Source organism: Brevibacterium sediminis (assembly GCF_024895295.1).
Classification (GTDB): domain Bacteria; phylum Actinomycetota; class Actinomycetes; order Actinomycetales; family Brevibacteriaceae; genus Brevibacterium; species Brevibacterium sediminis.
Window position 1 is genome coordinate 38,471 of record NZ_JAHQRN010000005.1, and the last position, 17,570, is coordinate 56,040.

Consider the following 17,570-nt stretch of genomic DNA (forward strand, 5'->3'; position numbering starts at 1 on the left):
TCACGTTCCCGACAGCCGTCGGCCGACAGAAGGCAGGCAATGATGCCGCAATTGCTCGAGGTGTGGAATGACACCGTCGACCCCAGACATCTCATCGGCGGTATCGCCATAGCCGTCGGGACAGCAGTCCCGGCCTACCTCATCGCCGATCATCTCTTCGCTGCCGGAGACGATGAAGCGCTGGGTCACTCCTATGCGCTCCTCGTCGGCATCGTCGGCTGCATCGTCGGCGCCGTGATCTCCGGATTTCTGTTCAAACCCAAGAGAGTGATCACCACCTCGGCGGCCGACACCCGCAACCGGCAGGAGATCATCGACGAGGTCGTCGAGGAATACGGGGATCTCGGCGACCCCCGCGACCTCGGTCCGGCGGTTCAGGCAGAAGTCCGAGCCCTCGGTCTCTTCGACGCCCTCGTCGACAACCATGAGGCGCGCATCCGTGAGAAGGGTGGGCACCAGTGACCGCGGAACTCATCGAACCAGTACTGTGGGCCGTCGGGATGGCGCTTCTCTCCGGGGTGCTCTTCACCGGAATCGGACTGATCTCGGGCACGGACGAGACGGCGATCGTGGCACCGCTGGCGCTGCTTGTCATCCTCATCGGGGTGCCTCCTGCCGGGGTGCTCGCGTTCTTCCTCGCCGCGATCATTGCCAAACACATCTCCCACGCCGTGCCGACAACTCTCCTCGGAATTCCCGGTGACACCACGGCAGTGCCGATGCTGCGTGAGGCGCAGCTGCTGAGGTCTCTCGGAATCCCGCATATCGCACTTCAGAAGGCGATCTCCGGAGGAGTCGTCTCAGTTGCCATTGCCATTCCGCTGTCGATCGTGTTCGCCCTCGTACTCACCCCTTTCGCCGAGGCGATCGGCGCTGCCGCTCCCTGGATCTTCATCGCCGCGGCCGTCCTCGTCGCCTATACCTCGAAGGGCAAGCTCGCTGCAGTTGCGGGGCTCGTCCCGTTCGTCCTGCTCATCGTCGGCTTGCAGGCCTTCATCATGGAGCAGAAGGAAGCGACCTTCACCACTTCGTTCTTCCTCGGCATCGCCACCGGGCCGCTCATCTTCGACCTGTTCGCTGCGCTCTCCCCCGCCGGACGCCGCTCGATGCAGCAGTCGGGCAAACGGGAATTCAATCTTGCTCCCGACGTCCGGCCCGCAGGGGGATCGAGGATGCCGAACCCCTTCAGGGTGCTGACCGGAAAGCAACTGGCATACACCAGCGGTTCAGCGGCGATCACCAGCGCGACCTTCGTCTTCTCCCCCGTGGCCATGGCTGTGCTCATGGGCGAGATCGTCGGAAGCCGGGTCAAGAACGGGTACGAACGACTCACCACCGTCATCACTGTCCGCAACGGAACCACAGAGTCGACCTATATCGCCGAGACTCTCATCCCGCTCATCGCGATCGGCCTGCCCCTGTCACCGATGGCAGCCGGTCCCGCAGGACCGCTGTTCAACGCTCCTCCTGTTTATACACTCGATACCGAGGCAGGGACGACGAACAACCTCCACGACCTGCTCACGACCGGACAGTTCGCGCTCTTCTCCGTGATCGCGGCGGTCATCGCGGTCGCCATCGCCTACCCATTCGTGATGACGAACGCTCACCGAGCGGCGACCTGGGTGATGCGATCGGTCTCCCACGAGGCAATCATCGCTGGGTTCGCGGCTCTCATCTGCGTCATCTGCCTCTACGAAGGCGGTCTGCTGGCGCTCGGAGTGACGATCACCGTCGGCCTCGTCGGGGGACTCTTCAACCGGTTCATCGGCATGCACGCCGGCGTCCAGTTCATGGGCTACTACGTCGCGGTGCTCACCGTGCCCGCGATCCTCGCGCTGTGAGGCACGTTCTGACCGCCGCTCTGAAACCGCAGCATCACCGCCACTGCCGCGTGACGGTACGGACGTCGGCGACCACCTCGGTGATGGCGGAATTGTGCGCATCGACGATCGGATCGTGACGCGCGCGCCCCTGTGGTCGCGAGGACCGGGAGACGAGCAGGACGTCACGGCGGCAGTCGCTGAGCGGCATCGGGATGACGGTGATGTCCGGGTCGGTCGACAGTGATGACTCGGGGATCATCGCCACCGCCAGACCGGCCGAGATCATCCGGTTGATGGCCGCATAGTCATCCATCCGCATCCCCACGCGGGGTTCGAAGCCCGCGGACAGACAGAAGGAGCGGACCACCTCGTCGATGGCGTCACCGGGGTCGATGCTGAACGCCCAGGTCTGCGACACGAGCACGGCGAGGTCGGGCATGCCGTGGGAATCGCGCTCGATCGGCCCGATCGAGCGCGGCACGCACAGGAACAGCCTCTCCGAATACAGGTGCGCGGCAGTCAGCGTCGCCGGGATCCACGTCCGGTCGAGATCGGTCGACACGAGAAGCGCGAGGTCGAGGTCCCCGGACTCGAGCCGGGAGACGAGCTTCGCGTGCTCGTCCATCGTCACATCCAGGGCCGCGGTGAGCACGTCGGTCCGGTCACCGGCGACCGCCTCGTCACGGGTCTGCCACCTCGGGCGAGCCTGCAGCTGATCGTGGAGGCGCGGGATGACGCGAGCACCGACGGTGGGCACGGCCCCGATGCGCACCGGCACGGCCTGAGATTCTCGCCAGAGAGCCACCTCGGCGCCGAGGCGCTGGCACAGTCCGAGGATCTCCACGGCTCGGGTCACCACGAGGCTGCCCACGGTCGTCGGCTGTGATCCGCGCGGTGTGCGATCGAGCAGAGTCGCGCCGAGGGCACGCTCGAGATTGCGCAGATGATGATTGACCGTCGGCTGGCTCCACTGCAGCGCGGCAGCGGCCGCGGCGACGGATCCGGTGTCGGCCACGGCGCGCAGAGCGGTGAGGCCGCGGGTATCGAGTGGTTCCATTGATCTCCCCCATTGAGTTCAATACTGACTATAGAGCAACAGAGGAAAGTTGCTATTCTCTCGTACCTGCTCGCCTCCTTAATCTGGACGCATGACCGTGCACCAGGACTCCCCCATGCCCCCGGCCCCGCACTCCTCCTCGGGGTCGCCGATGCATCCTGCCCTCACGCAGTCACGCGCGCCCTATGCCGAAGCTCTGGCGCACGCGGCCGACCGCAACTCGCTGTTCCTGTCCACCCCCGGACACGGAGGCACGACCGAGGGCATCTCCGCAGGTCAAGCCGAATTCTTCGGCGAGCACACCCTCTCCCTGGACATCCCCCCGCTCTTCGACGGAATCGACCTCGGCGTCGACACCCCGAAGGACGAAGCCCTGCAATTGGCCGCCGAGGCCTGGGGCGCCCGCCGCACCTGGTTCCTCACCAACGGCTCCTCGCAGGGCAACCGCATGGCCGCCCTGGCCATCGGCACCCTCGGGTCCGGCGTCGTCGCCCAGCGCAGCGCGCATTCGAGCTTCATCGACGGAATCGTGCTGGCCGGGCTCAACCCCGGCTTCGTCTACCCCAACGTCGACGAAGTCAACGGCATCGCCCACGGTGTCACCCCCGACGCCCTGCGCCTGGCCATCCGCAATCACCCCGAGCCGGTGACCGCCGTCTACCTCGTGACCCCGAGCTACTTCGGCGCTGTGGCCGACGTCGAAGCCCTCGCCGAGGCGGCCCACGAAGCAGGCGCGGCACTGATCGTCGACGCCGCCTGGGGTGCCCACTTCGGATTCCACCCTGACCTGCCGGCCTCCCCCGTCACCCAGGGCGCCGACATCGTCATCATGAGCACGCACAAACTCGCAGGCTCGCTCACCCAGTCCGCGCTCCTCCACCTCGGCGACACCGAATTCGCCGATCGCCTCGAACCGGCGCTGGCCCGGGCCTTTATGATGACCGCTTCGACGAGCGAGAACGCCCATCTCATGGCTTCGATCGACCTCGCCCGCCGCGCACTCATGACCTCGACCGAGGCGATCACGGATTCGCTGGAGAACATCCGCCACATCCGTGCGCAGATCGAAGCCACCGACCGCTACCACCTGTTGTCCGGCGAGTTCCTCGGTCATGCCGATGTCGTCGACATCGACCCGTTCCGCCTGCCCATCGACATCACAGCCACCGGACTCGACGGTCACACGGTGCGCAAACGCCTGGCCGAGGAATTCGACATCTTCCCCGAGATGTCGACGGCGACCACCCTCGTCGCCCTCATCGGCATCGGCAAGTCCCCGGACATCGGCCGCCTCATCGATGCCCTGGAGACCCTGCGACTCGAAACCACGGACTCCGCCATGGCGACGAGCCCGGCAGCCTCCCTCCCGCCGCTGCCCACGGCCGGCCGGTTGGCGATGACACCGCGTGAGGCGTACTTCGCCGATTCCGAACTCGTCACCGCCGCCGAGGCGGTCGGACGGGTGAGCGTGAGCTCGCTGGCCGCGTACCCGCCCGGCATCCCCAATGTCCTGCCCGGCGAGGAGATCACCGCCGACACCGTCGACTTCCTCCAAGCCGTGGCGGCGAGTCCGTCCGGCCACGTCCGCGGCGCCGTCGATCCCGGCCTCGCGACCTATCGCGTCGTCAGGAACTGATCTTCGCGCAGTCACCGTCCACCCCGTGTCCGCCGGTCGCTGCCGACAACGCCACTGGACAAGTGCCACTGCGAATTAGGCAACATCTTTCTTGCGTATTTTCTGGACCACTGGACGAATTTCAACGAAGGCAACTACCCTCGGGCGCATTCGGCGTGAACTGTGTCACAATTTTTATTGACACTCCCTGAGTACCAAGCAAGGATGTTCTGCATTGTCGAAATCCGACAGCAACTGCCGCGCAGAGTTCGCACCATTCCGGCGACTCGGCCCTGCAACTTGCCTAGCAGCAGCTGAAACGAGGAACCACTGATGTCAGAAGGCCACGACAGACCCGCGCAGAAAGACAAGAAGCCGACCCGCAAGGAACGGCGTGCAATAAAGAAACAGAAGCGGTTCGAGGCCGATGACTGCATCGTCGTCGAAACCAAATCGATCCGCACCGCCATCGGCGGCACCACAGTCGGCAACTTCATGGAATGGTTCGACTTCGGCGTCTACGGCTACCTGGCGGTGACGATGACCTCCGTCTTCACCGAAGGCATGGACCGACAGATGGGTCTGCTCGTGACCCTCCTCGGCTTCGCCGTGTCCTTCCTCGTCCGCCCGCTCGGCGGCATGGTGCTCGGACCGCTGGGTGACAAGATCGGCCGCCAGAAGGTCCTGTTCTTCACGATGGCCACGATGGCCACCGCCACCGCCCTCATCGGCGTCCTGCCCACCGCGGCCCAGGTCGGCCTGTGGGTGATCGTCCCCCTCTACCTGCTCAAGATGATCCAGGGCTTCTCCACCGGCGGCGAGTACGCCGGTGCCACCACCTATGTCTCGGAGTTCGCTCCGGACAAGTCCCGCGGCTACTGGGCCTCCTGGCTCGATGTCGGCTCTTACCTGGGCTTCGCCGCCGGTGCCGGAACCGTGGCTCTCACGACCGTGATCACCACGTCCATCAACGGCGAGAACGCCATGCTCGACGGCGGCTGGAGGATCCCGTTCCTCATCGCCATCCCGCTCGGCGCCGTCGCCATCTGGTTCCGTCTGAAGATCCCGGAGACCCCGAGCTTCGAATCGAGCGAGGAAGCCGGCCGCGACGTCAAGGTCAAGGACGACAAGTACGCCCGCCACGGCCTCATCGGCGTCATCCGTCACTTCTGGAAAGAGATCCTCATCGGCATCGCCGTCGTCGCAGGCTCCCAGACGGTCGGCTACGCGCTGACGAGCTTCATGCCCACCTACCTGGAGGAGACCGTCAAGGTCTCGAATGTCCAGGCGGCCGTGGCCACGATCCCGGTCCTCGTCGTCATGTCGCTGTGCCTGCCGCTCATCGGCAAACTCTCCGACAAGATGGGCCGCAAGTTCGTCTTCCTGGCAGCAGCCATCATGACGATCGTCCTCATCGTTCCCGCGTTCGCCGTCATGCAGATCGGTGAGATGTGGGCAGTGATGGTGGCTCTGTTCATGGTCGCCCTGCCCGCCGGGTTCTACATCGCCTGCCTGGCCTCGACCCTGCCGGCGCTGTTCCCGACCGCGTCGCGCTACGGTGCGATGGGCCTGACGTTCAACCTCGGCGTCTCTCTGTTCGGCGGCACCACGCCGCTGTTCGCCCAGGCGCTCATCGATGTCACCGGCAACTCGTACATGCCCGCGTTCTACATCATGTTCTTCTCGGTCGCCGCACTCGTCGCCGTGCTGCTCATGAAGGAATCGGCGCACCGACCGCTGCCGGGCTCGTTCCCGACGGTGAACACCCACGAGGAGGCCGAGGAGCTGGCTCGCACTCAGGCCGACAACCCGGATATGGACATCGAGTCCATGCCGATCGTCGACATCGACCCCGACAAGGCACCCGCCTGATCGAGGTGAGAACCTGATCGACTGCGATACCTGATCGAGTGAAACGACACTGGGCCGTCCCGTTTCGGGGCGGCCCAGCGTCGTTTCGTCGTTTCTCGGCTCGCACTACAGCCGATTGAGACAACCAGCCCACTCTGAGCTGAGCAGCCCATGTTCGAAACTGGGCTACTCAGCCGAAACTGGGCTGTTGTGACAGTGACGAATCAGCCTTCGCCGTCGGCTGTGGCCGGGACGCGTTTGAAGAAGTAGAGGTTCGACGTGACGAGGTCGGCCGCCTCGGCGGCGTCCCCGGACTCGATGAGGTCGACGATCCTCGGCAGCTCGCGAGCGGAATCGACCGCGATGGCCCCGATCTGATCCTGGTGCCGGTAGAGGCGTGACTGATCGCGCAGGCGCAGGCTGATCGCGGCGGCACGCCCGCCGAGGCCGTGCTCGAGCAGAGCCTCATGGAACCTGCGGTCCTGCGTGTAGAAATCGGCAAACTCGCCGGCCTCGGCCGCGTCCACGGTCGCCTCGGCGAGTTCGCGCAGTCGGACGATCGCCTCGGATTTGGTCGCTGCCTCGCCGGTCTCGGTCACCGAACCGTCCGTCACCGCCTGCACACCGTCAGCTCTCAGGCCGCGACCGACGATGTCATCGCTGCCGGCCTCGGCCAGACTGCGGGCGGCGGGGACAGCGAGAAGAACGCGGATGGCGATGATCTCCTCGAGGTCCGCCTCGGTGATGGTGACCAGACGGAAGCCGCGATTGGGCACGGCCTCGACGGTCCCCTCGGTGACGAGCGCCATCATCGCCTCGCGCACCGGGCTGAGTGAGATGCCGAGCTGCTTGGCCAGGCCCGCTGCCGAATAGATGCGATCCTCGGCGAGCTCACCTGAGGTGATGGCATCGCGGATGATGCCCAGTGCCTGCTCGCGCAGCGATTCGGCCTGCGGTCTCACTCGCTCCATCGCACACTCCCCTTCGAATCATGGTCGGCGACTATTGACAGCATAACCGCGAGATCGCACCATTGAACTAAGTAGTCGGTAACCGATTACCCACCCGGACTCCCCACGGAGTCGAACCCACAGTGACGTTCCTGCAATGAAGGAGGAACCCATGACCGCCGACCCCGCAACCGGCACACCCGCACCGACCACGTCTGCGACCGACGTGTCCGCCGATCCGCTGCTCCAGCCCTTCGAACTCGGCAGACTCACGCTGCGCAACCGCATCGTCTCGACCTCGCACGAGCCCGCGTACACCGAACTCGGCATGCCGAAGGACCGCTACCGCCTCTATCACCGGGAGAAGGCCCGCGGCGGTGTCGGCCTGACGATGATCGGCGGTTCGGCCATCGTGTCGAAGGACTCCCCTGCCGCGTTCGGCAATATCGACCTGTCCACCGACGAGGTGGTTCCGTGGCTGTCCGCGATCGCTGACGACTGCCACGACGAGGGCGCGGCGATCATGATCCAGGCGACCCATCTGGGCCACCGATCCTCGAACTTCGCCGGCGACTGGCTGCCGCTGGTCTCGGCCTCTCGGACCCGGGAGGCTGCGCACCGGTCGTTCACCAAGGCGCTCGAGGACTTCGATATGGATCGCATCGTCGCGGACTTCGCGTCCGCCGCCGAACGCGTCGCCGCCGCCGGATTCGACGGACTCGAGGTCATGCACGCCGGTCACCTGCTCGATTCCTTCCTCGCCCCGTGGCTCAACGACCGCGACGACGAGTACTCCGGCGGACTGGAGAATCTCATCAAGTTCCCGATGCGCATCATCGACGCCGTGCGTGCATCAGTTCCCAACGACTTCGTCCTCGGCATCCGCATGGCCGTCGACGAGCGCCGCGAAGACGGCATGGACGAAGCGAGGGCCACCGAGATCCTCCGGACCTACACCGATCACGGCATCGATTTCCTCAACCTCAACGTCGGGATGATCAACTCGGACCGTCAGCTCGCCGAGGCGATCCCCGGCATGGGCACCCCCTCGGCCCCCTGGCTCGAGACCTGCCGTCGCATCCGCGAGGCCATCGACATCCCCGTCCTCCACGCCGCACGCATCTCCGACGCCGCGACCGCCCGGTTCGCGATCGCCGATGGCTGCCTCGACCTCGTCGGGATGACCCGGGCGCAGCTGGCCGACCCGCACCTGGCGCGCAAGGTGGCCGAAGGACGTGAGGACGATATCCGTCCCTGCGTCGGCGCCAACATGTGCCTCGACTCCATCTACACCTCCGGTTCGGCCACCTGCATCCACAATCCCGCTACCGGCCGGGAGGCCGATCTGCCGCAGGAGGTTCCCCACGACGTCACGACCGGGCCCAAACATGTCGTCATCATCGGCGCCGGTCCGGCCGGGCTCGAAGCCGCCCGTGTCGCGGCCGTGCGCGGTCACCGGGTGACCCTGCTCGAGGCCGAGGACACCCCCGGCGGGCAGGTCCGCATCGCCGCTCGCTCGCAGCGCCGCCGCGATCTCATCGGCATCATCGACTGGCGTGTCCAGCAGTGCAGGAAGCACGGCGTCGACCTGCGACTGAACACCTTCGCCGAGGCGGACGACATCCTCGCACTCGACCCTGACGTCGTCATCGTCGCCACCGGAGGGGTTCCCGATGCCGGGTATCCCTTCCGTGAACAGGGCCCGAGCTTCGACGTCTGGGACGTCATGGACGACCGACTCAAGTCGAAGCAGCGGGTGCTCGTCTTCGACGACCATGGGTTCTATCCGGCGCTCGACGCCGTCGAACGCCTGGCCCGAGCCGGCCAGCAGGTCACCTATGTCAGCCCCGAACGCACGATCGGCATCGACGTGGGGTCGATGAACTCTCCCGCCTATCTTCAGGTGTTCTCCGAATTCGGAGTCGAGGTCCGCCTCGGCGAACGGTTGGCGACGAAGCCGCGGATCGAGGGGAAGGAGATCGTGGCGGTGCTGCGCAACGACTATTCGGATCGGGAGGCGGAGGTCGTCACCGATGCGGTGGTCGTCGATTTCGGGACGACGCCGAACGATGAGGTCTATTTCGAGCTCAAGTCGCGGTCGGCGAACCACGGGGCGACGGATCTTGAGGCGTGGGTACACGGACGCCCGCAGCTGGAATACTTCGGCGCGACGAGCACTCACCCAGGTGCGACGGCAGTCGCGGAACCGACGACCGCAACCACCTCCGCTGAGGCGGGGCACCCATTCACGCTGTACCGTATCGGTGATGCCGTCGCCTCCCGCAATGTGCATGCGGCGGTGCTGGAAGGACTGAGAGTGGGAATGGGGCTGTGAACACGATCTGCACGAGCGTGGACTTCCATACCGCCGGCGAACCGTTCCGAATCGTCGCCGAACCCCCGGCCGAGATCCCCGGCGCGAGCGTGTCGCAGCGTCGGGAACTGGCCGTGCCGGGCTCGGAAGTCGATGATCTGCGCAGGCTGCTGTGCTTCGAACCGCGCGGTCATGCGGACATGTACGGCGGATTCATCACCGAACCCGATGACGACGGGGCCGATTTCGGGGTCCTGTTCTGGCACAAGGACGGCTTCTCCACGGCCTGCGGCCACGGGACGATGGCGCTCGGCGCATGGGCAGTGTCCTCCGGGATCGTCGCCGTCGATCCGTCCGGGACCACGGAGGTCACGATCGACGTACCCTCGGGTCGAGTGCGCGCGCATGTGCACACGGACGCCGAGGGGAGGGCCACCTCGGTGGACTTCGTCAACGTGCCCAGCCGGCCCGTCGCCTCTGGCATCACGGTGGATACGAGCCTGGGCCCGGTGTCGGTCGATCTCGCGTGGGGTGGGGCGATCTATGCGCTCGTCGATACCGCGCAATTAGACACTGCGGCCGGTTCCGCCCAGGCCGACGAGGTGGGCCGCCTCGGTGAGGTGAGTTGCGAAGTCGTGCCCGAGAACCTCACCGCGCTCATCACCGTGGGCCGGGAGATCAAGGCGGGTCTCGCCGATCATCCGGACACCGTCCACCCCGAGGATGACCGGCTCTCCGGGGTGTACGGCACGATCTTCGTCGACCGGTTCGGCACGCTGCCCAGCGGCGAACTGCATCAGCGCAATGTCACGGTCTTCGCCGACGGTCAGGTCGACCGATCGCCGTGCGGATCGGGAACGGCGGCTCGAGTCGCCGCTCTCCACGCCGCCGGTGAGCTTCGCCCGGGGCAGACGCTCGTCCATGAGTCGATCGTCGGCACTCGATTCCGGGCGCGAGTGCTCGAAGAGACCGATGACGGCGTCGTCCCGGTCGTCACCGGCAGCGCCTACCGGGTGGCCACCTCGACGTTCGAGGTCGACCCGCTCGATGATCTCGTGCCCGGGTTCGTGCTGCGCTGAGTCTCTGCTCCTCCTCGATCAGTGTTCGAGGATGATCTTTCCGGTCGTCGCCCGGGATTCGAGTGCTGTGAAGGCGGCGGCCACCTCGGCGAGGGGGAATCGGTCGCCGATGTGAACGGTGAGGTCTCCGCTGCGGATCCATTCGAAGATCTCGTCGGTGCGCGAGCGCAGCTCCTCGGGCGTCCTGACGTGGTCAACGACGGTCGGTCGGGTGAGGAAGAGGGAGCCGGAGGCGCTGAGGGTGTTGACGTCGACGGCGGGAACGGGGCCGCTGGCATTGCCGACTACAACGAGGGTCCCGCGCGTGCGCAGGGCCTTGAGGTCGCCTTCGAAGGTCGTCGCGCCGACGCCGTCGAAGATCACCGAGGCTCCTTCTCCATCTGAGACCTCCCGGACCTTCTCAGCGAAGTCGTCGTAGCCGAAGACGTGGGCGGCGCCATTGGCCCGGGCGATCTCGGCCTTCTCTTCGGTCGAGGTCGTGCCGATCACGGTGGCGCCCTTGGCCGCGGCGATCTGCGTGAGCATCTGCCCGAGCCCGCCGGCCGCGGCATGGACGACCACGACGTCGCCGGATGCGACCGGGTAGGTGTCAGTGATCAGGTAGTGGGCGGTGATGCCCTGCATGAGTGCCGCAACAGCGGTCTCATCATCGATGTCATCCGGCAGCGGCACGGCTTTGTCCGCCCTGACGAGGGCAGTGGATGAGAAGCTGCCCTGTCCACCGGTCATCCAGCCGACGCGATCGCCGACGGAGAAGCCGTCGACTCCGGCGCCCACGGCGGTGACCGTGCCGACCCCTTCGACTCCTGGGGCGAACGGTGCTGTGACCGGTGTCCCTCCGCGGCGCTGGACGACGTCGAGGAAATTCACCCCGGCCAGACTCAGGCCGACCTGCAGCTGACCATCGGCCGGCGCAGCGGCACCCGCTGGTGAGCCGTCGGTGACCTCGTACTTCTCGGGTCCCCCGTGTTCGTTGACGATGATCGATGCCATTGCTGCCTCCTCGAAGTCGAATCCGATCCGGACTATAGTCCGTATATGGACGACATTAACGGACCGCAGTCCGGTTATGGAAGAGGAAACGAGAAATTCCTCCCTTTGGTCCCCTCGCAGGCTCCGCTGCGCGCCGATGCGCAGCGCAATCGGAGAAAGATCCTCGATGCCGCGACCGACCTCGTGGCCGACAAAGGAGTGGACGGGCTGACGATGGATGAGCTGGCACGACTGGCAGGAGTCGGCAAGGGCACCCTCTACCGCAACTTCACCGACAAACCCGGGATCGCCTCGGCTCTGCTCGACGACCGGGTCCGGGACATGCACGCCCGCATGCTCGAGGGCCCTCCGCCTCTGGGCCCGGGCGCTCCGGGAGGCGAGCGCCTCACCGCTTTCGTCGATGCGTACCTGCGGCACATCGCCGGCAACCTCGACCTCGTCCTCCTCACCGAGAGCAGCTCGCCGAAAGGCCGGTTCGACCGGCAGAGCTACCCCTTCTGGCGACGTCACGTGGAGATCCTCATCGCCGAGATGTGGACGGCCACGGCTCCCGAGCCGACAGATGCGAATCCGTCCGATCCGGTCCGGACTCGCGCCGAGGCGGTCATGGCGGTCCTGTCCGCCGCGCAGCTCGATCAGTGGCTGAACAGGCAGGGCCGCACCCTCGAGGAGCTCATTCCGCAGATCCAGGCGATCGTCTCCGCCATCGCCGCTCCATAGAGGTCGACACGCCGATTCCCGCATCGCAACGACAAGACCTGTTGCGAATAGAATGACAGGTGTAATCCAGGTCACACTGCGAAGGGGTGGGTGTGGGCAAGTACATCCTCCGGCGTGTGCTGCTGATGATTCCGATCGTTCTCGGTGTCGCCACGCTGGCCTTCATCCTCATGAAGCTGGCACCGGGCGATCCAGCAGCCGCATACCTCGGCGATAAAGCCACTCCGGAGAACGTCGCTCAGCTTCGTCAGGCCTGGGGCCTGGACGAACCGATGATCATCCAGTACTTCCAGTTCCTCGCAGGCCTCCTCGTCGGTGACTTCGGGCAGTCGTTCATCTTCCAGACATCCGTCCTCGAGCTGCTGAAGCTCCGGATGCCGGCCACCCTGCTGCTCATGCTCGTGTCTCTGGTGTTCGCTGTCGTCATCTCCGTCCCGCTGTCACTGTGGGTGGCCGCAAAGAGATCAGCCGCCTCGGCGATCGTGTCCAGGGTCTTCGCCGCCACCGTCCAGGGCATGCCGGCGTTCTTCGTCGGCACCCTGCTCATCCTCGTCCTCGGCGTGAACCTGGGAATCTTCCCGGTCGGCGGCTACGGCAGCAACTTCGGTGAGCACCTCTACTCCCTCGTCCTGCCCGGACTCGCTGTCGCGTTGACGATCTGCCCCGTGCTCATCCGCAGCCTCACGGCGGCACTGAACGATTCGATGTCGGCCGAGTACACGAACTTCGCCCTGTCGAAGGGTCTGAGCCGGAAGCGGACGGTCATCGACTATGCCTTCCGCAACGCCGGAATCACAGGTGTTTCGATCCTCGGCATCCAGGTCGGCCACCTCGTCGGCGGTGCCCTCGTCGTAGAGAACGTCTTCGCGATCCCCGGTGTCGGCTCGCTCCTCATGGAAGCCGTCCTCGCTCGCGACTACGACGTCGTGCAGGCGCTGACTGTGATCTTCGGTGTCCTCGTCGTCCTCGTCTACCTGCTCACCGATGTCGTCTACAGCATCGTCGATCCGCGCGTGCGGCTGGGGGCATGATGAGCGAACCGATGACCTCCCCCACGGCGACCGGAGCCGGTGGCCCCAATGGGAAACCGCCACGGACTCGCGGCGGCACTGCGTCCCGAGCGACGCCGACCGCGCGGTTCACGCTTCCCCTGCCGGCATTCCTGCGACGGCACAATCTGCAACTGTGGATCGGTGCGGTCATTCTCGGTGCGATGGTGCTGCTGCTCGCCGTCGGACCGCTCTTCGTCACCGACGACCCCAATCGGCAGGACCTGCTCAACACCTTCGCCCCGTCCTCGGTCGCGCACCCGTTGGGCACCGATCAGCTCGGACGAGACGTCCTCTCCCGTTTCCTTCACGGCGGTCGCGTCGACCTCATCGTCGCTGTCGTCGCCGTCATCGTGCCCTTCATCCTCGGTACGGTCCTCGGTTCGCTGGCCGGGTACTTCGGTCGCTGGGTCGACATCGTCATCATGCGCCTGGCCGATATCGTCTCGGCCTTCCCGTTCTACGTCCTGGTCATCGTGCTCGTCTTCGTCATGGGCAACGGAATGGGCAGCATCTTCGTCGCCATCAGCGCCGTGTCCTGGGTGGCCTACGCCCGCATCGTCCGCGGCGAGGTGCTCGTCCTGAGAGAGCAGGAATTCATCTCCGCCTGTCGTGCCTCGGGTCTGAGCACTCCCCGGATCCTCACCCGCCACATCATTCCGAACACCGTCAGCCAGGGCGTCATCTATGCGATGAGTGACATCGTGCTCAACATCGGCGTCGTCGTCACCCTCAGCTACTTCGGCATGGGCATCGTCCCACCGACCGCCGACTGGGGTCAGATGATGAATGACGGTCAGCAGTACATGGGCACCGGCAACTACGGCCTCATCCTGTGGCCGGGGTTCGCCGTCGTCATCGTGTCCTTCGCGCTGGCGCTCATCGGCGACGGACTGACGAACACGCTGAAGCCGAAGAGGTGACCATGCCCATCCTCGAAGTGGACTCCCTCACCGTCGACATCGACGGAGAGGCCGGACGGCGTCGGATCCTCGACGACGTGTCGATCAGCCTCGAGGCCGGTGAGCCGATGGGTCTCGTCGGCGAATCGGGATCGGGCAAGTCGATGACGCTGCGCAGCATTCTCGGAATGCTCCCGCCCGGCGCCTCCGTCGTCGACGGAGAGATCCGGTTCGACGGTCGCAATATCCTCAGCTCCGGGCCGGGCGGACGATTCGACCAGCGCATCCGCGGCACCGGCATCTCGATGGTGTTCCAGGAACCGGCCATCGCGCTCAACCCGGTGATGAAGGTCGGCCGCCAGATCACCGATGCCATCGCCGAGCGCAGAGGACTGTCGAAGAAGCAGGCTCACGACCTCGCCGTTGAGCTCATGGACCGTGTCGGCATCACCGACCCCGACCGCAGAGCCAGGCACTACCCGTTCCAACTCTCGGGTGGCATGCGTCAGCGTGTGATGATCGCAGCGGCGTTGGCGCAGGAGCCGCAGGTGCTGCTCTGTGACGAACCGACGACGGCGCTCGACGTGACGATCCAGACACAGGTGCTCGATCTCTTCCGCACCATGCAGCAGGACGAGGGTCTCGGTCTGCTCTATGTCACCCATGACCTCGCGGTCGTCGCTCAGCTGTGCTCGTCGATCAGTGTGATGAAGGACGGGCAGATCGTCGAACACGGTGTGCTGCAGGAGGTCTTCGACGATCCCCAGGAGGAGTACACGCGTCGACTGCTGACAGCGACTCCGCGCATCGATGAGGACGTTGACGATGCGGGCCTTGCCGAGGAGACACGATGACCGAGACTCAGCCTTCGTCGGCACCGGTGCGCGGTCTGCGTGCCGAGAACGTCACCGTCACCTTCGGACGTGGTGACCGCGCCTTCACCGCGGTCGATTCCGCCGACCTGCAGGTCCGCCCCGGCGAGATCGTCGGACTCGTCGGCGAATCGGGTTCGGGAAAATCGACGCTGTCCCGAGTCATCTGCGGACTCCAGCGCGACTACGACGGCACGGTGAGCGTCGACGGTCGGGAGTTCGCACAGAAGCGCACGAGCGCACAGTGGCGGATCGTGCAGATGGTCTTCCAGGACCCCTTCGCCTCCCTCGACCCCCGTTATACGGTGCGGGCGACCCTCGCCGAGGTGATCCGCCATCATCGTCTCGCCTCCGGTGCCGCTCTGCGGGCCAGGTGTGCGGAGCTCATGGAGATGGTGCGGCTTCCCGAGGAGTTCCTCGACCGCACCCCGACCGCTATGTCGGGAGGGCAGAGGCAGAGGGTGGCGATCGCCCGAGCGCTTGCAGTCGAGCCCAGCATCATCGTCGCCGATGAGGCCGTCTCCGCCCTCGACGTCAGTGTTCAAGCTGAGATCGTCGCACTCTTCGCCCGACTGCGCGAGGAACTCGACCTGTCGATCCTCTTCATCTCCCATGACCTGGCGGTCGTCAAGAAGCTGTGCGAGCGGATCTACGTCGTCCACAACGGACGTCTCGTCGAAGAGAACACCACCGAGGAGATCTTCACGTCCCCGCGCGACGACTACACGAAGACACTGCTGAAGGCGATACCCACCTTCGACAGCGCTTACCTCGATCGGATCCGAAGAGGGGAAGGATGATGGCCAAGAGATTCGCAGCGGTGACTGCCGCGCTCTGCGCCTGCCTCCTGGTCCTCGCAGGGTGCAGTTCATCAGGAGAGAAGACCGCCCGGCCCGGAGGCGACCTCGTCTTCGCTCGCGCCGCCGATGCCACAACTCTGCTGCCGCCCACGACGACCCAGAATGAAGACATCTGGACGCTCCAGCAGGTCTACGAGACTCTCACGCTCAACAAACCCGACGGGTCCGGGGTCGAACCGGGGCTGGCAACCGATTGGGAGGAATCGAAGGACAAGATGTCCTGGACCTTCCACCTGCGCGAGGGAGTGAAATTCCACAGCGGCAAGACCCTCGACGCCGACGATGTCGTCTTCTCCCTGAACTATGCGCGGGATCAGGAGGATGAGAACAATCTCTGGGCAGCCGAATTCGACCCGATCAAAGACGTGAAGAAAGTCGATGACCACACGGTGCGCATTGACCTGAAGCAGCCGTGGGGTCCCCTGCCCAGCTATATGGCGCTGTTCGCGGCATCGATCTACCCCGATGACTTCGGCGGACACGACGCCGAGTACATGGCAGCGCACGCAGACGGCACCGGGCCGTTCGAGGTCGGCAGTTGGAATAAGGGACAGAGCCTCGAGCTGGTGAAGAATCCGGACTACTGGGAGGACGGCGTCCCCTCTCTGGATTCCGTGACCTTCAACGTCGTCGCCGATGACAACACTCGTCGCCTGCAGCTGCAGGGCGGCCAGGCCGACATCAATCAGGAGCCTGCTCCATTGAGCATGAGTCAGCTCTCGCGCTCACAGGACATCAATGCCCAGGCGTTCACCTCAACGAAGATCCTCTATTTCAACATCAACAACAAGGAGAAGGGCCTCGACGATCCCAAGCTGCGACGTGCCATGTCGTATGCGGTCGATCGCAAGTCCATCGTCGAGGTGGTCTACGCCGGTTACGCTGAGCCCGCGACCTCGTTCATCTCACCGGGCCTCGCCGGTCATGCGGACAAGGTCGACAGCAGCCAGTTCGACATGGAGAAGGCCAAGCAGCTGGTCAAGGAGTCGGATCATCCAGACGGTATCGACATCACCATCCAGATTCCCTCGGGTGTCGCCGATCGTGAGCTACTGGCGCAGATCGCCCAGCAGGCGTGGCAGGACATCGGCCTGACCGTTCACGTCCAAAAGCTCGACGACGCGACTCTGACGACGAACCGCACGAACGGAGACTTCCAAGTTCAGGTCAGCTATGCGACCTCCGACGTCTCCGACACCTCGCAGATGATCAACTTCCTCGCCGTCACCGACGACTCCGGAATCCGCTCCGGCTACGCGAATCCCAAGGTGGAGAAATGGGCGGAGGAGGCCGTGGCCGAAGAGGATCCGGAGAAGCAGAACGAGCTCTACGCCCAGATCCAGCAGCAGGTCGCCGACGAGGCCCCGATCGTACCGATCGCCTACCAGCGGGCCCTGTACGGAATGAGCCGGGATGTCGTCGGCTTCGAACCCTACGTGCTGGGCACCTATGGGCTGAAGGAGACGAAGCTCAAGCACTGAG

General features: G+C 65.2%; 15 protein-coding genes. 12 read left to right on the forward strand and 3 right to left on the reverse strand.

The window, feature by feature from the left end; genetic code table 11:
• Nucleotides 1–39 precede the first annotated feature (39 nt).
• Both KTJ89_RS12515 and KTJ89_RS12520 read left to right on the forward strand, forming a co-directional pair.
• On the forward strand, nucleotides 40–462 hold the full coding sequence (locus KTJ89_RS12515) for a hypothetical protein (protein ID WP_172173393.1): 423 nt from the start codon (nucleotides 40–42) through the stop codon (nucleotides 460–462).
• Nucleotides 459–1,844: a tripartite tricarboxylate transporter permease gene (locus tag KTJ89_RS12520; RefSeq protein WP_172173390.1), complete on the forward strand. Its 1,386-nt coding sequence runs from the start codon at nucleotides 459–461 to the stop codon at nucleotides 1,842–1,844. Before KTJ89_RS12515 ends, KTJ89_RS12520 begins: the two co-directional genes overlap by 4 nt.
• A gap of 34 nt (nucleotides 1,845–1,878) precedes the next feature.
• On the opposite strand, the gene KTJ89_RS12525 is transcribed toward KTJ89_RS12520, so the two are convergent.
• The gene (locus tag KTJ89_RS12525; protein WP_172173387.1) at nucleotides 1,879–2,883 is read right to left on the reverse strand and encodes a LysR family transcriptional regulator; all 1,005 of its coding nucleotides are present in this window, start codon (nucleotides 2,881–2,883) and stop codon (nucleotides 1,879–1,881) included.
• A 91-nt stretch (nucleotides 2,884–2,974) separates the two neighbouring features.
• Between KTJ89_RS12525 and KTJ89_RS12530 the strand changes: the two genes are divergently transcribed.
• Nucleotides 2,975–4,519, forward strand: a complete 1,545-nt coding sequence (locus KTJ89_RS12530; RefSeq protein WP_310650291.1) for an aminotransferase class I/II-fold pyridoxal phosphate-dependent enzyme — start codon at nucleotides 2,975–2,977, stop codon at nucleotides 4,517–4,519.
• A gap of 312 nt (nucleotides 4,520–4,831) precedes the next feature.
• Nucleotides 4,832–6,370: an MFS transporter gene (locus tag KTJ89_RS12535; RefSeq protein ID WP_259357960.1), complete on the forward strand. Its 1,539-nt coding sequence runs from the start codon at nucleotides 4,832–4,834 to the stop codon at nucleotides 6,368–6,370.
• 203 nt (nucleotides 6,371–6,573) lie between these two features.
• Here the strand turns inward: KTJ89_RS12535 and KTJ89_RS12540 are convergent, their stop codons facing one another.
• Nucleotides 6,574–7,320 carry a GntR family transcriptional regulator gene (locus KTJ89_RS12540; protein WP_259357961.1) on the reverse strand — a complete coding sequence of 249 codons (747 nt, stop codon included), beginning with the start codon at nucleotides 7,318–7,320 and terminating at the stop codon, nucleotides 6,574–6,576.
• 151 nt (nucleotides 7,321–7,471) lie between these two features.
• On the opposite strand from KTJ89_RS12540, the gene KTJ89_RS12545 reads away from it, so the two are divergent.
• Entirely contained in the window at nucleotides 7,472–9,634 is a 2,163-nt protein-coding gene (locus KTJ89_RS12545) for an oxidoreductase (protein WP_310650292.1), read from the forward strand.
• Nucleotides 9,631–10,692, forward strand: a complete 1,062-nt coding sequence (locus KTJ89_RS12550) for a proline racemase family protein (protein WP_310650293.1) — start codon at nucleotides 9,631–9,633, stop codon at nucleotides 10,690–10,692. Before KTJ89_RS12545 ends, KTJ89_RS12550 begins: the two co-directional genes overlap by 4 nt.
• Nucleotides 10,693–10,710: 18 nt before the next feature.
• Here KTJ89_RS12550 and KTJ89_RS12555 read toward each other — a convergent pair whose 3' ends face one another.
• The gene (locus KTJ89_RS12555; RefSeq protein WP_259357962.1) at nucleotides 10,711–11,685 is read right to left on the reverse strand and encodes a quinone oxidoreductase family protein; all 975 of its coding nucleotides are present in this window, start codon (nucleotides 11,683–11,685) and stop codon (nucleotides 10,711–10,713) included.
• A 45-nt stretch (nucleotides 11,686–11,730) separates the two neighbouring features.
• On the opposite strand from KTJ89_RS12555, the gene KTJ89_RS12560 reads away from it, so the two are divergent.
• The 6 genes from KTJ89_RS12560 to KTJ89_RS12585 all read left to right on the forward strand — a co-directional run bounded on the left by KTJ89_RS12560 (nucleotide 11,731) and on the right by KTJ89_RS12585 (nucleotide 17,569).
• Nucleotides 11,731–12,405 carry a TetR/AcrR family transcriptional regulator gene (locus KTJ89_RS12560; RefSeq protein ID WP_259357963.1) on the forward strand — a complete coding sequence of 225 codons (675 nt, stop codon included), beginning with the start codon at nucleotides 11,731–11,733 and terminating at the stop codon, nucleotides 12,403–12,405.
• Nucleotides 12,406–12,497: 92 nt separating this feature from the next.
• Nucleotides 12,498–13,436, forward strand: a complete 939-nt coding sequence (locus KTJ89_RS12565) for an ABC transporter permease (protein ID WP_259357964.1) — start codon at nucleotides 12,498–12,500, stop codon at nucleotides 13,434–13,436.
• A gap of 11 nt (nucleotides 13,437–13,447) precedes the next feature.
• Nucleotides 13,448–14,377 (forward strand): ABC transporter permease, encoded by a 930-nt coding sequence (locus KTJ89_RS12570; RefSeq protein WP_139909407.1) that lies wholly within the window; start codon nucleotides 13,448–13,450, stop codon nucleotides 14,375–14,377.
• A 2-nt stretch (nucleotides 14,378–14,379) separates the two neighbouring features.
• Complete coding sequence (locus tag KTJ89_RS12575) at nucleotides 14,380–15,210, forward strand: ABC transporter ATP-binding protein (RefSeq protein ID WP_259357965.1); 831 nt, start codon at nucleotides 14,380–14,382, stop codon at nucleotides 15,208–15,210.
• Nucleotides 15,207–16,028 carry an ABC transporter ATP-binding protein gene (locus KTJ89_RS12580; protein WP_259357966.1) on the forward strand — a complete coding sequence of 274 codons (822 nt, stop codon included), beginning with the start codon at nucleotides 15,207–15,209 and terminating at the stop codon, nucleotides 16,026–16,028. The genes KTJ89_RS12575 and KTJ89_RS12580 overlap by 4 nt, the downstream gene beginning before the upstream one ends.
• Complete coding sequence (locus KTJ89_RS12585) at nucleotides 16,025–17,569, forward strand: ABC transporter substrate-binding protein (protein ID WP_259357967.1); 1,545 nt, start codon at nucleotides 16,025–16,027, stop codon at nucleotides 17,567–17,569. The genes KTJ89_RS12580 and KTJ89_RS12585 overlap by 4 nt, the downstream gene beginning before the upstream one ends.
• Nucleotide 17,570 lies beyond the last annotated feature (1 nt).

Excerpts from the sequence above, each read along its gene's own strand:
- KTJ89_RS12525 (WP_172173387.1), bottom strand. The coding sequence starts at position 2,883 with ATGGAACCACTCGATACCCGCGGCCTCACCGCTCTGCGCGCCGTGGCC.
- KTJ89_RS12570 (WP_139909407.1), top strand. The coding sequence starts at position 13,448 with ATGACCTCCCCCACGGCGACCGGAGCCGGTGGCCCCAATGGGAAACCG.
- KTJ89_RS12580 (WP_259357966.1), top strand. The coding sequence starts at position 15,207 with ATGACCGAGACTCAGCCTTCGTCGGCACCGGTGCGCGGTCTGCGTGCC.
- KTJ89_RS12585 (WP_259357967.1), top strand. The coding sequence starts at position 16,025 with ATGATGGCCAAGAGATTCGCAGCGGTGACTGCCGCGCTCTGCGCCTGC.
- KTJ89_RS12575 (WP_259357965.1), top strand. The coding sequence starts at position 14,380 with ATGCCCATCCTCGAAGTGGACTCCCTCACCGTCGACATCGACGGAGAG.
- KTJ89_RS12535 (WP_259357960.1), top strand. The coding sequence starts at position 4,832 with ATGTCAGAAGGCCACGACAGACCCGCGCAGAAAGACAAGAAGCCGACC.
- KTJ89_RS12560 (WP_259357963.1), top strand. The coding sequence starts at position 11,731 with ATGGACGACATTAACGGACCGCAGTCCGGTTATGGAAGAGGAAACGAG.
- KTJ89_RS12555 (WP_259357962.1), bottom strand. The coding sequence starts at position 11,685 with ATGGCATCGATCATCGTCAACGAACACGGGGGACCCGAGAAGTACGAG.
- KTJ89_RS12530 (WP_310650291.1), top strand. The coding sequence starts at position 2,975 with ATGACCGTGCACCAGGACTCCCCCATGCCCCCGGCCCCGCACTCCTCC.
- KTJ89_RS12540 (WP_259357961.1), bottom strand. The coding sequence starts at position 7,320 with ATGGAGCGAGTGAGACCGCAGGCCGAATCGCTGCGCGAGCAGGCACTG.
- KTJ89_RS12545 (WP_310650292.1), top strand. The coding sequence starts at position 7,472 with ATGACCGCCGACCCCGCAACCGGCACACCCGCACCGACCACGTCTGCG.
- KTJ89_RS12515 (WP_172173393.1), top strand. The coding sequence starts at position 40 with ATGATGCCGCAATTGCTCGAGGTGTGGAATGACACCGTCGACCCCAGA.